The following is a 12,767-nucleotide window of genomic DNA, read 5'->3' on the forward strand; positions in this document are numbered from 1 at the left end:
GATTAGCGGTGGATATATCGGGTTATGAACAAACGCATTGTCATTATCGGCGGCGGCGTGGTCGGTCTGGCCACGGCCTGGGAACTGATTAAGCGCGGCCATCAGGTGCAATTACTGGAGCGCAATGCTGAACCGGGCAGTGCCACCAGTTTTGCTAACGGCGGACAATTAAGTTATCGCTACGTTGCCCCCCTTGCCGATAGCGGCGTTCCCCTGCAGGGAATTAAATGGATGGGCAAAGCCGATTCACCGCTGAATATGCGTCTTAAGATGTCTTTCCAGCAGTGGCGCTGGCTGCTGCAGTTCCTGCGTGCCTGTAATAGCCAGACCAATAAAATGAACGGCGATCATATTTTGCGCCTGTCGTTGCTCAGCCGTCACGTCATGCAGTCGTGGCTGGATGAGGATAATCTTGCCGATTTTCACTGGCGGCGCAGCGGTAAATTAATTATCCATCGCCGCGAATATGATTTTAATAAAGCGGCAAAAGGGATAGATCCTCAGTATCAGCAAGCGCTGAATGCTGAAGCCTGTCTGCAGCTGGAGCCGGCACTCAGACATATCAGCCCTTCGCTGCAGGGCGGGATTTATTCGCCGGGCGATGAAACGGCAGATTGCCATCAGTTCTGCCTTGCCCTGCTCGACAAGCTCAATGCCAGCAACGACTTTAGCCTGCTGACCCACTGTGAGGTGCAGCAGCTGAATAAGCGCGGCGGACGCATCAGCGCCCTGGAGACCAACCGGGGAACCATCACCGGCGATGATTATGTCGTTGCCGCCGGTAACGGCAGTGGTCCTCTGCTTGGGCATCTGGGCGTTCGCGTGCCGCTGTGCGCCCTGAAGGGGTACAGCCTGACCCTGCCCTATCCTGAAAAAGCAGGTATTGCCCCTGACATCAGCGTCACCGACTACGGGCACAAAATCGTTTATGCCCGCCTTGGCCAACAACTGCGCATCGCGGCGATGGTGGACATCGGCTACGACGGCGACCAACTGCGCGAGAGCCGCATTCAGGCGCTGAAAAACATCGTCGCCCGTAGCTTTCCCGAACTCGAAGGGCTGGACAAGGCCAAAGCCTGGACCGGCATGCGCCCGTCAACACCAGCAGGCCCGCCGATGCTGGGTCGCGCCGGATACCCCAATCTGTGGATGAACCTGGGCCAGGGTAGTCTCGGCTTTACCCTCGCCGCCGGCAGCGCGGTGGTGCTGGGCGCGTTAATCGACAATCAGGCACCCACTATTTCTTTAAAAGGTCTCACATGGAAACAAACCGCATGACCATTATTCGCAATAATCCACAACCTCGCCTTTCCGCCAGCGTTGCGTATGGCAATCTGTTGTTCCTCTCCGGGCTGACGCCAAAAAGCAGCGAAGACGATATCGTTTTACAAACCCGTGAAGTGCTGGAGAAGATCGATGCCCTGTTGGCGGCTGCCGGGAGCGATAAGCGGCAAATTCTCTCCGCGCAGATCTGGCTGAAAGATATCGAACGTGATTTTGTCGCATTCAATGACGTGTGGGTACAGTGGATGCCGGAAGGCCAGAGCCCGGCGCGAGCAACCGTTCAGGCAGAGATGGCGCGACCGGATATCCTGGTGGAGATCATGCTCACCGCCGTCAAAGCGTAAGGACGTGTAGAAAAGAAAAAGGCCGCAATGCGGCCTTTTTAATTAGTTCAGATTATTTGTCTTTCGGCGACGCGTTTTCGACACGGCTTTTCAGCTTCTGACCGGGTCTGAAGGTCACCACGCGCCGGGCTGTAATGGGAATATCCTCCCCCGTCTTCGGGTTACGTCCCGGGCGTTGGTTTTTATCCCGCAAATCGAAGTTGCCGAACCCGGAGAGTTTGACCTGTTCTCCGTTTTCCAGAGCACGACGGATCTCTTCGAAAAACAACTCGACCAGTTCTTTGGCATCCCGCTTGCTAAGCCCAAGCTTATCAAACAGATATTCTGACATTTCAGCTTTTGTAAGCGCCATAGGTTCAATCCCTCAATGATGCCTGGAATCGCTCTTTTAATGCCTCTACACATCTGGCAACGGTAGCGGCAATCTCCTCTTCTTCGAGTGTACGGCTGGTATCCTGCAGGATCAGGCTAATCGCAAGGCTCTTATACCCTTCCGCCACACCTTTACCACGGTACACGTCAAATAAGTTTACGCCAACTACCTGATTTACGCCAACTTTCTTACATTCGGCTAAAACATCGGCAGCAGCCACGTTTTCCGCGACCAGCACCGCGATGTCGCGACGGTTCGCCGGGAAGCGGGAAATATCGCGCGCCTGAGGCACCACGCGGTCTGCAAGCTTGTTCCACTCCAGTTCGAATACCAGAGTGCGACCGTTCAGATCCAGTTTACGTTCCAGTTCCGGATGAACAACCCCAATGAAACCAATGCGTTCACCTTTAAGATAAATCGCTGCGGATTGGCCTGGATGCAGCGCGGCGATCGCTTCGCCACGGAACTCGATGTCGGCCAATTTACCGGTTAAATCCAGTACGGATTCCAGATCGCCCTTCAGATCATAGAAATCGACCGTCTCTTTCGCCAGCGTCCAGTGCTCTTCGTAGCGGTTACCGCAGATCGCCCCGGCCAGCATCACATCCTGACGAATGCCCAGCGGTGCCTGAGTATCCGGCACGAAGCGCAGGCCACTCTCAAAGATGCGCACGCGGCTCTGCTGACGGTTCTGGTTGTAGACCACGGTACCCAGCAGGCCGGTCCACAGCGACAGACGCATCGCCGACATTTCGCTGGAGATCGGGCTTGGCAGGATCAGCGCCTCTTCCCCGGCGTGGATCAGCTGCTGGATTTTCGGGTCAACAAAGCTGTAGGTGATCACTTCCTGATAGCCTTTGTCGTTCAGCAGCGTTTTTACGCGCTTCAGCGACAGGTCGGCTTCACGATGGGTACCCATGATCAGACCCGCCTGTACTGGCGCATCAGGAATGTTGTTGTAGCCATAAACGCGAGCCACTTCTTCGACCAGATCTTCTTCGATCTCCATGTCGAAACGCCAGCTCGGGGCGACTGCCTGCCATTCGTCCTGACCCACCGTCACTTCGCAGCCGAGGCGCTGCAGAATGTCGGTGACCTGCGCGTCATCGATATGGTGGCCAATCAGGCGATCCAGTTTGCTACGACGCAGGGTAATGGTGGCGCGTTTTGGCAAGGTCTCTTCGTTTGTCACGTCGATCACCGGGCCAGCTTCACCGCCGCAGAGGTCGATCAGCAGACGCGTGGCACGCTCCAGCGCTTTATACTGCAGCGCCGGATCGACGCCGCGCTCATAGCGATGAGAGGCATCGGTGTGCAGGCCATGACGGCGCGCGCGGCCGGTAATGGACAGCGGGCTGAAGAACGCGCATTCCAGCAGCACGTTCTGGGTTTCGTCGTTAACGCCGGAGTGTTCCCCGCCGAAGATCCCGCCCATCGCCAGCGCTTTGTTATGGTCAGCAATAACCAGGGTGTCACTGTCGAGCTTCGCTTCAGAACCATCGAGCAGCACCAGGGTTTCACCCTCTTTCGCCATGCGCACCACGATCCCGCCTTCGATACGGTCGCGGTCAAAGGCGTGCATCGGCTGGCCCAGCTCAAGCAGGACATAGTTAGTCACGTCAACCACCGCGTCGATGGAGCGGATCCCGCAGCGGCGCAGCTTCTCTTTCATCCACAGTGGGGTCGGCGCTTTGACGTTGATGCCTTTCACCACGCGGCCCAGATAGCGCGGGCACGCCTGCGGCGCGTCAACCTGAATCGGCAGCACGTCGTCAATGGTCGCGGCAACCGGCGTGATTTCCGGCGCGTTCAGCGGCGCTTTGTTCAGCACAGCGACATCGCGCGCCACACCGATGATACCCAGGCAGTCGGCACGGTTTGGCGTGACGCTGATTTCGATAGTGTTATCGTCAAGCTTGAGGTATTCACGAATATCAGTGCCGATCGGCGCATCCGCCGGCAGTTCGATGATACCGCTATGGTCGTCGGAAATACCCAGCTCGGAGAAAGAGCACAGCATCCCTTCTGACGGTTCGCCGCGCAGCTTCGCCGCTTTAATTTTAAAATCGCCTGGCAGCACGGCGCCGATGGTCGCCACGGCGACTTTCAGCCCCTGACGGCAGTTTGGCGCGCCGCAGACGATGTCCAGCAGGCGTTCACCGCCCACGTTGACTTTGGTGACGCGCAGTTTGTCAGCATTTGGATGCTGGCCGCACTCCACCACTTCACCGACCACTACGCCGTTGAAGCTGCCGGCAACCGGCTCAACGCCGTCGACTTCGAGGCCCGCCATGGTGATCTGATCGGAAAGCGCTTCGCTGTCGATCGCCGGGTTAACCCACTCGCGTAACCACAGTTCACTGAATTTCATTGTTCTGTCCTGCCCTTATTTAAACTGTTTGAGGAAACGCAGATCGTTTTCGAAGAACGCGCGCAGATCGGTCACGCCATAACGCAGCATGGTCAGACGCTCCATCCCCATACCGAAGGCGAAGCCGGAGTAAACTTCCGGATCGATACCGACGTTACGCAGCACGTTCGGGTGTACCATCCCGCAGCCGAGCACTTCCAGCCATTTGCCGTTTTTACCCATCACGTCAACTTCTGCGGACGGCTCGGTGAACGGGAAGTAGGACGGACGGAAGCGCACCTGCAGGTCTTCTTCAAAGAAGTTGTTCAGGAAGTCGTGCAGCGTCCCTTTCAGGTTGGTGAAGCTGATGTTTTTATCAACAATCAGACCTTCCATCTGGTGGAACATCGGGGTATGGGTCTGGTCGTAGTCGTTACGATAGACGCGGCCCGGCGCGATAATACGGATAGGCGGCTGCTGGTTTTCCATGGTGCGGATCTGCACGCCGGAGGTCTGCGTACGCAGCAGGCGAGTGGCATCGAACCAGAAAGTGTCGTGGTCAGCGCGCGCCGGATGATGACCCGGAATATTCAGCGCATCGAAGTTGTGGTAATCATCTTCGATTTCCGGGCCAGTCGCCACGGTAAAGCCGAGCTCACCGAAGAAACTTTCAATACGGTCGATGGTGCGAGTGACCGGATGCAGGCCGCCATTTTCAATGCGGCGTCCCGGCAGCGAGACGTCAATGGTCTCTGCGGCCAGACGCGCATTCAGCGCTGCGCCTTCCAGATCAGCTTTGCGCGCGTTCAGCGCCTGCTGCACCTGCTCTTTCGCTTCGTTGATGACCGCGCCGGCTGCCGGACGCTCTTCCGGCGGTAACTCGCGCAGGGTGGTCATTTGCAGGGTCAGATGCCCTTTTTTACCCAGGTATTCCACGCGGACGTTGTCCAGCGCAGCAACATCTGATGCCTCGTTAATGGCTGCCTTGGCACTGGCAACCAGCTCTGCGAGATGTGACATGGTTTTCCTCATTATGTCGGTGCAGACACCGGTTATAGTGAAATTAATATCCCGAATCCATATACGAAAAAAGCCTCCACAGGGGAGGCTTTCTGGCGCTGTTTTCCGTTTCTTCTTTCACGCGCTAGCCTCCTGAGTTCAGGTGCTAAAGTAAAAAAAGAAGCGGAAAATAGCAGCATTCATGCTTGCATTACCTTGTCTGGTAAGAAACGTCAGACCTGTATTGAAAAGCCTGCGCCAATAAAAGTCAATGTATTGATGGTGTTGAAACGAAAAGAGGGAGACAAGCTCCCTCTTTCAACTGGCTTATGCCAGAGCTGCTTTCGCTTTTTCGACCAGAGCGGTGAACGCTACTTTGTCGAATACGGCGATGTCAGCCAGGATCTTACGGTCGATTTCAACAGAGGCTTTTTTCAGGCCATTGATGAATTTGCTGTAAGAAATACCGTTCTGACGTGCTGCTGCGTTGATACGTGCAATCCACAGTTGACGGAACTGACGTTTACGTTGACGACGGTCACGGTAAGCGTACTGACCAGCTTTGATAACAGCCTGGAAGGCAACGCGGTATACGCGAGAACGCGCACCGTAGTAGCCTTTAGCTTGTTTCAAAATTTTCTTGTGACGTGCACGTGCAATTACACCACGTTTTACGCGAGCCATGTGTGCTCTCCTGTATCTATTCTAAGTTAAAAAAGTTAAACGTTAACGACTTATGCGTACGGCAGGCACGCGATAACCAGGCCCAGATCGCCTTTGGAAACCATGGCTTTCGGACGCAGGTGACGTTTACGCTTGGTAGCTTTTTTAGTCAGAATGTGACGCAGGTTAGCGTGCTTGTGCTTAAAACCACCTTTACCGGTTTTTTTGAAGCGCTTAGCAGCACCGCGTACGGTCTTAATTTTTGGCATCTTAATAACTTCCACTTCGCATTGTTAATAAACGAAACATAGGCGAACAACATCAGTGAAGCCCTAAGGCTCCACTGACATCGCTACTTGAAGGCCTTACTGTTTCTTCTTAGGAGCGAGCACCATGATCATCTGGCGGCCTTCGATCTTCGTAGGGAAGGATTCGACTACTGCCAGTTCACTCAGATCGTCACGGACGCGCGTAAGCACTTCCATACCGATCTGCTGGTGGGCCATCTCACGACCGCGGAAACGCAGTGTGATCTTAGCCTTATCGCCATCTTCGAGAAAGCGAACCAGGCTGCGGAGTTTTACCTGGTAATCACCATCATCGGTCCCAGGACGGAATTTAATTTCCTTAACCTGGATAACTTTTTGCTTTTTCTTCTGTTCCTTAGAAGACTTACTCTTTTCATAAAGGAACTTGCCGTAGTCCATGATACGACAAACTGGCGGTTCGGCGTTAGGGCTGATTTCAACTAAATCTACTCCGGCCTCTTCAGCCTTTTCGAGAGCTTCTCTCAGACTCACAATACCCAAAGCTTCGCCTTCCAGACCTGTCAAGCGAACTTCCAGGGCGCGAATCTCGCCATTGATACGATTCGGACGTGCCGTTTGAACTCGTTTTCCGCCTTTAATACCTTATTCCTCCAGTTGTTGAAGACTGCGGCTGCGAATCTCTTGTTGCAGCTTCTCAATCACTTCACTTACGTCCATGCTGCCGAGGTCTTTCCCGCGACGGGTGCGCACGGCCACTTTGCCGGCTTCGACTTCTTTGTCGCCACAGACCAACATATACGGGACACGACGTAAAGTGTGCTCGCGGATTTTAAAGCCAATCTTCTCATTTCTCAAGTCTGCTTTTACACGAATGCCCGCATTTTGTAGTTTACGCGTCAATTCGTTAACGTATTCAGCCTGAGAATCGGTAATATTCATGACCACTACCTGCACTGGTGCAATCCAGGTTGGGAAGAAGCCAGCGAACTCTTCGGTCAGGATGCCAATGAAGCGCTCCAGGGAACCGAGAATCGCACGGTGAATCATGACCGGTACCTGACGCTCGTTATTTTCGCCCACATAAGAGGCGCTTAAACGCTGCGGCAGAGAGAAGTCCAGCTGTACCGTTCCGCACTGCCATGCGCGATCGAGGCAGTCATACAGGGTAAATTCAATTTTCGGGCCGTAGAACGCCCCTTCGCCCAGTTGATACTCAAATGGGATGTTATTTTCTTCCAGCGCCACCGCCAGATCCGCTTCCGCGCGATCCCAGGTCTCATCGCTACCGATACGTTTTTCCGGGCGAGTTGACAGTTTGACGACGATCTTCTCGAAGCCAAAGGTGCTGTACATATCGTAGACCATACGAATACAGGCGTTCACTTCATCGCGAACCTGATCTTCAGTACAGAAGATATGCGCATCATCCTGGGTAAAGCCGCGAACGCGCATCAGACCGTGCAGCGCGCCAGACGGTTCGTTACGGTGGCAGCTACCGAATTCCGCCATACGCAGCGGCAGATCGCGGTAGGATTTCAATCCCTGGTTGAAGATCTGCACGTGGCCCGGGCAGTTCATCGGCTTGATGCAGTATTCACGGTTCTCAGAAGAGGTGGTGAACATCGCATCTTTGTAGTTGTCCCAGTGGCCGGTTTTTTCCCACAGCACACGGTCCATCATGAACGGACCTTTGACTTCCTGATACTGGTACTCTTTCAGTTTAGAACGAACAAAGGTTTCCAGTTCACGGAAGATAGTCCAGCCGTCGTTGTGCCAGAACACCATCCCCGGCGCCTCTTCCTGCATATGATACAGGTCAAGCTGCTTGCCAATTTTACGGTGGTCACGCTTGGCGGCTTCTTCAAGACGCTGCAGATAGGCATTCAGCGCTTTTTTATCTGCCCACGCGGTACCGTAGATACGCTGCAACATTTTATTGTTGCTGTCGCCGCGCCAGTAGGCACCGGCGGTTTTCATCAGCTTGAAGTGATGACAGAAGCGCATATTCGGTACGTGCGGGCCGCGGCACATATCGATATATTCTTCATGATGATACAGACCCGGCTTATCATCATGAGCAATGTTTTCGTCAAGAATAGAAACTTTATAGGTTTCGCCGCGCTTCACGAAGGTTTCACGCGCTTCGTGCCAGCTGACTTTCTTCTTGATGACATCGTAGTTTTTCTCGGCGAGCTCATGCATACGTTTTTCGAGCGCGTCGATATCTTCCTGAGTCAGGGTGTGGTCGAGGTCTACGTCATAGTAGAAGCCATTATCAACAACCGGACCGATAGCCATTTTGGTGTTGGGCCACAGCTGTTTAATGGCATGGCCTAACAGGTGCGCACAGGAGTGACGAATGATCTCCAGCCCTTCTTCATCTTTCGCAGTGATAATAGAGAGAGTGGAATCGGTTTCGATCGGGTCGCAGGCGTCTACCAGTTCACCGTTTACCCGCCCGGCAATGGTGGCTTTCGCCAGGCCTGGACCGATATCCAGCGCAACATCCATGGGGCTAACAGCGTGGTCAAAATGGCGTTGACTGCCATCAGGAAGCGTAATTACAGGCATTTTATGTCCTTATTTGCAGTGGTGCCCCACACGAAAGAGCACATACAAAACTATATAATCATAATTATCATCAGGTTAAGGCGCAGTTCCCGCTTCACTCTGCGAAAATAGGAGGACGACCGGATAGACCGTTCCCGCCTGCCACCGCCTGCTGATAACACCGGGGAGTAGTTTACACATCATTGGTACGTGATTAAAGCCGCAAGCGTATAAATGATGGCGGAATGTGGAGAAAACAAGAGAGATTGAGATAAAAAGACGAATATCCTGCTACTGCAGGCAAGAATAATCCCCGGCAAAGCCGGATAATATTATTCGGACGTGATAGAAGAGACGCAATGATATTGCATACTTAGTCTTTAACGCAGCGCGTTAAACCGGTACCGCTTCACCCGGCTTAATTGACGTATGACGAAATAAAGGTCTGGTATATTATGACCACTCGCCGGCCACCAGCGTATGCACATTAAAGGCATCGCTCATGGATTGTCCGGTAGTTCGGGAACCGGGGGCGATATTCGAGCCAGCCTCAACGTCAGTCGCTTTGGCGATGCCAACCTGAGTATGGTCCTGGTTGCCTGATGGCGGAACGGGCGTGGCAGCGGATGCGCCAAAGGAAAGCACGCACAGCGCCAGGGCTGCGATGGTAAATGAAGTGTTTTTCATGATATTCATTCTCTTATTACGGAAGACAGACCGCGCGGTTTCTCCGCCCGGTCAGTGCATATCATTATAGATCCAGATCACATATTTGTCCGTCGAATATTTAGCTTTTCGTGTCAAATAGAATGAATATTTGTCAACGAACCGGGAATAATGGAGAAAAGATGGAGGGCTATTTCTTTTTATAAAAACTAAAACGAAAGGCCAGAAAAAATAATGGCACTCATTGCTAAATTTAAAACGAACAGGCCGGGGAAACCCGGCCTGAAAATATTACATTTTATACCCAAGGGACAGCGACGTCCGGCGATCGGTATGCTCCGGCGCAGAGGAAGGCGGTGCCGAGTTCCAGGTCACGTTGTAGGCGACCTTCAGCGCGAAATGGGCGTTAATCGCCACGTTTAACGCGCTCTCAGAGTTGACGGTGGTGTCCTCAGCGCCAAACACCGAGACCCCTTGCGTAAATTTGGCGTTATCGGTCATCTGCCAGGCCCAGGTGCCGGAGGCGTAACCCAGCGGCTGAGTGTCGGTATCTCCATCGGTAAACTCGTCATAGCGAACGCCAGGACCGAATTCAAACCGCAGGCTGTGTACCGGACCGTTGAGGATCTGACGACCATAACCCGCCGTCAGGACATCACGCTGCTGATAGCCATTATAGCGGTCGGTCAGCCAGCTCCCCTGACCAAAAATATAGTTCATATCGGTCAGGTTATAGCGACTACGCCCACCGAGAGCATATTTTTCTGAGGATCGCTCATCGTTGGAAGAAGTGTTGCTGGCGTTCCCCCACAGCGACCAGGCAGTGGTATTACCATACCAGGTCAAGGTGGAATCTGCCGTCATCGAGGAGTTTTTGGTGTTGCCGGACTGCGCCAGGTAGCCTGCGTTAACCACACCTTCGAAAGGTTTTTTAGCAGCGGAAGGGTCATCCATGACGGTAAATACAGAATCATCGGCCATTGCGCCAACAGACGCAAAAAGCCCCCCCGCCAGCATAACCGCTGCGGGTACTGTCTTTAAAAGCTTCATTATAACTCTCTAAAATACATTTTTTAGGACAGTACAAATGATGAACAGGCACAACTTACCCGCTCATTGAATTTAGCGTCCGTACAACATAAAAGAGACCTGAGGGTCCCGGAAACTTTCGCGAGGATCGCGGTGTGCAGGTCCTAAGAAAGGTAGCAAATTATAAAAAAGCACGAATAACATAGCAATCACTTACTCTTTCGTTTTTTGAATAAGACAGCTCCGGAAACAATCTTTATTTCATAATGAAAATACAGGCTTCTTTGCAAATCTCGCAGGAACATCACTTTCCCTCCCGGAGTCATCGTGCCATGCTTAAATAAAGTACAGTCGCCGTATTAAGGAGGAGAAGGAATGACCAAAATTTATACGTTAACGCTGGCCCCCTCGCTGGATAGCGCCACGCAGACCCCGCAGATTTATCCCGAAGGTAAACTCCGCTGCAGCGCGCCGGTATTTGAGCCCGGCGGCGGCGGGATCAACGTTGCCCGTGCCGTGACCTTTCTTGGCGGCAAAGCCACCGCCATTTTCCCGGTTGGCGGCGCCACCGGCGAGCACTTAGCAGCCCTGCTGGCCGATGAGCAAGTGCCGGTCGAGACCGTCGAAACCCGCGACTGGACGCGGCAAAACCTGCATGTTCACGTGGCCGCCAGCGGCGAACAATATCGCTTTGTCATGCCCGGCGCAGCGTTGACGGATGATGAGTTCCGTCGGCTGGAAGAGAAAGTCCTGACTATCGAACCCGGCTCACTGCTGGTGGTAAGCGGCAGCCTGCCGCCAGGTATCAGCGTCGAAAACCTGATGCAACTGGTGAAAAATGCGCAACAGCAGGGACTGCGCTGCATTATCGACAGCTCCGGCGACGCGCTGGCTGCGGCGCTGGACGTCGGCAATATTGAGCTGGTGAAGCCGAACCAGAAAGAGCTCAGCGCCCTCGTACAGCGCGATCTGAGCCAACCCGATGACGTACGCCTTGCCGCCCAGTCGTTGATCCAGTCCGGTAAAGTACGCCGGGTGGTGGTTTCGCTCGGGCCGCAGGGGGCGTTAGGCGTTGACGCCAGCGGCAGCGTTCAGGTGGTGCCGCCGCCGATGAAAAGCCAGAGCACCGTCGGCGCCGGCGACAGCATGGTGGGCGCCATGACCCTGCGTCTGGCGGAAAACGCCGGGCTGGAAGATATGGTTCGCTTTGGCGTCGCTGCCGGTAGCGCCGCGACAATCAATCAGGGCACCCGTCTCTGCTCGCAGGCCAATACGCAAAAAATCTACGATTATCTCTGCGGTCGCTGATCTTCCCTGCCCCTCCGCGCTGGCGGAGGGAGCCACGATATTGGCTGGATGGTCTATGCTGGAAAGGCTATGGATAACAATGGGGTGTAGAGATGAGCAATGAGATAACCGCCTGGGTCGTCAGCGTCACCTTTCACGAACAGGCGCTGACGGAGATCAACGAGGTCAGCAACCACTTTACCCGCGCCGGGTTCGTACTGACGCTCAATGATGAAGACGGCAATCCCCATGAGCTGGGGACCAACACCTTTGGCCTGCTCAGCGCCCAGGATGCTGATGAAGTTAAGGCCCTCAGCGCAGGGCTGGCGGAATCGGCTCTGGGCCGCCCGGCAGAGATTACGGTCAGCACATTCGCCGAGTGGTTAAAAGCTCAATAAGTGCGTTTAACGCAACGGAAAGCGTCAGTTGTGCGTCAGTTCCAGGTTTACCCGGTAGCAGTGCGCTAACCTTATGATATGGTGGAAAACATGGGGAGAGACAGCATGTGGCAAGCAATCAGTACACTTTTACGCGATTGGCATTCCGAAAACGCTGAAATCGAACTGAAAACCGAGCTGCCCGGTGGGGAAATCCATTCGGCCTGGCATTTACGCTTCGGCGGGAAAGATTACTTCGTGAAATGCGACGAACGTGAGCTTCTGCCCATCTTCACCGCCGAGGCCGATCAGCTGGAACTGCTGTCGCGAAGCAAAACCGTTCGCGTGCCGCAGGTCTATGCGGTCGGCAGCGACCGTGACTACAGTTTTGTGGTCATGGAATACCTCCCTCCCCGTCCGCTGGATGCGCATAATGCCTTCCTGCTCGGCCAGCAGTTAGCGCATCTGCACCAGTGGAGCGATCAGCCGCAGTTTGGTCTGGATTTCGACAACGATCTTTCCACCACGCCGCAGCCCAACGCCTGGCAGCGTCGCTGGTCGGTGTTCTTTGCCGAG

Annotated in this window: 15 protein-coding genes and 1 other annotated feature; of the genes, 5 read left to right on the forward strand and 10 right to left on the reverse strand. The window is 54.1% G+C overall.

What is annotated here, in order from left to right:
• Nucleotides 1–24: 24 nt before the first annotated feature.
• Complete coding sequence (locus CW267_RS16790; RefSeq protein WP_100780947.1) at nt 25–1,278, forward strand: D-amino acid dehydrogenase; 1,254 nt, start codon at nt 25–27, stop codon at nt 1,276–1,278.
• The gene (locus tag CW267_RS16795) at nt 1,275–1,628 is read left to right on the forward strand and encodes a RidA family protein (protein ID WP_100780948.1); all 354 of its coding nucleotides are present in this window, start codon (nt 1,275–1,277) and stop codon (nt 1,626–1,628) included. Before CW267_RS16790 ends, CW267_RS16795 begins: the two co-directional genes overlap by 4 nt.
• Nucleotides 1,629–1,680: 52 nt before the next feature.
• Here the strand turns inward: CW267_RS16795 and ihfA are convergent, their stop codons facing one another.
• The 10 genes from ihfA to CW267_RS16840 form a co-directional block, all read right to left on the reverse strand.
• Nucleotides 1,681–1,980: an integration host factor subunit alpha gene (gene ihfA / locus CW267_RS16800; RefSeq protein WP_002909098.1), complete on the reverse strand. Its 300-nt coding sequence runs from the start codon at nt 1,978–1,980 to the stop codon at nt 1,681–1,683.
• A gap of 4 nt (nt 1,981–1,984) precedes the next feature.
• A complete protein-coding gene (gene pheT / locus CW267_RS16805; protein ID WP_012967834.1) occupies nt 1,985–4,372 on the reverse strand; it encodes a phenylalanine--tRNA ligase subunit beta in 2,388 nt (795 codons plus the stop codon).
• Between the two features lie 15 nt (nt 4,373–4,387).
• Nucleotides 4,388–5,371: a phenylalanine--tRNA ligase subunit alpha gene (pheS, locus tag CW267_RS16810; RefSeq protein WP_008804435.1), complete on the reverse strand. Its 984-nt coding sequence runs from the start codon at nt 5,369–5,371 to the stop codon at nt 4,388–4,390.
• A gap of 63 nt (nt 5,372–5,434) precedes the next feature.
• Nucleotides 5,435–5,559: a sequence feature (Phe leader region), on the reverse strand.
• Complete coding sequence (gene pheM, locus CW267_RS30665) at nt 5,510–5,554, reverse strand: pheST operon leader peptide PheM (protein ID WP_001386830.1); 45 nt, start codon at nt 5,552–5,554, stop codon at nt 5,510–5,512. (Overlaps the previous feature by 45 nt.)
• Nucleotides 5,560–5,677: 118 nt before the next feature.
• Nucleotides 5,678–6,034, reverse strand: coding sequence for a 50S ribosomal protein L20 (rplT, locus tag CW267_RS16815; RefSeq protein ID WP_000124850.1), 357 nt, complete (start codon nt 6,032–6,034; stop codon nt 5,678–5,680).
• A gap of 50 nt (nt 6,035–6,084) precedes the next feature.
• The gene (gene rpmI, locus CW267_RS16820) at nt 6,085–6,282 is read right to left on the reverse strand and encodes a 50S ribosomal protein L35 (RefSeq protein WP_001124225.1); all 198 of its coding nucleotides are present in this window, start codon (nt 6,280–6,282) and stop codon (nt 6,085–6,087) included.
• A 96-nt stretch (nt 6,283–6,378) separates the two neighbouring features.
• A complete protein-coding gene (infC, locus tag CW267_RS16825) occupies nt 6,379–6,921 on the reverse strand; it encodes a translation initiation factor IF-3 (RefSeq protein ID WP_012967832.1) in 543 nt (180 codons plus the stop codon).
• A 3-nt stretch (nt 6,922–6,924) separates the two neighbouring features.
• Entirely contained in the window at nt 6,925–8,853 is a 1,929-nt protein-coding gene (gene thrS, locus CW267_RS16830) for a threonine--tRNA ligase (RefSeq protein ID WP_008804433.1), read from the reverse strand.
• Nucleotides 8,854–9,285: 432 nt separating this feature from the next.
• The gene (locus tag CW267_RS16835; protein WP_012541368.1) at nt 9,286–9,519 is read right to left on the reverse strand and encodes a hypothetical protein; all 234 of its coding nucleotides are present in this window, start codon (nt 9,517–9,519) and stop codon (nt 9,286–9,288) included.
• A 270-nt stretch (nt 9,520–9,789) separates the two neighbouring features.
• Nucleotides 9,790–10,548 carry a YdiY family protein gene (locus CW267_RS16840; protein ID WP_071582951.1) on the reverse strand — a complete coding sequence of 253 codons (759 nt, stop codon included), beginning with the start codon at nt 10,546–10,548 and terminating at the stop codon, nt 9,790–9,792.
• A gap of 354 nt (nt 10,549–10,902) precedes the next feature.
• On the opposite strand from CW267_RS16840, the gene pfkB reads away from it, so the two are divergent.
• The 3 genes from pfkB to CW267_RS16855 all read left to right on the forward strand — a co-directional run.
• Nucleotides 10,903–11,835, forward strand: a complete 933-nt coding sequence (pfkB, locus tag CW267_RS16845; protein WP_008804430.1) for a 6-phosphofructokinase II — start codon at nt 10,903–10,905, stop codon at nt 11,833–11,835.
• Nucleotides 11,836–11,927: 92 nt separating this feature from the next.
• A complete protein-coding gene (gene ghoS / locus CW267_RS16850; protein WP_008804429.1) occupies nt 11,928–12,212 on the forward strand; it encodes a type V toxin-antitoxin system endoribonuclease antitoxin GhoS in 285 nt (94 codons plus the stop codon).
• A gap of 105 nt (nt 12,213–12,317) precedes the next feature.
• A partial coding sequence (locus tag CW267_RS16855) for a fructosamine kinase family protein (protein WP_165787448.1) occupies nt 12,318–12,767 on the forward strand: 450 nt, incomplete at its 3' end.

Source organism: Klebsiella sp. X1-16S-Nf21 (genome assembly GCF_002837615.1).
In the GTDB taxonomy this organism is placed as follows: Bacteria; Pseudomonadota; Gammaproteobacteria; order Enterobacterales; family Enterobacteriaceae; genus Klebsiella; species Klebsiella variicola.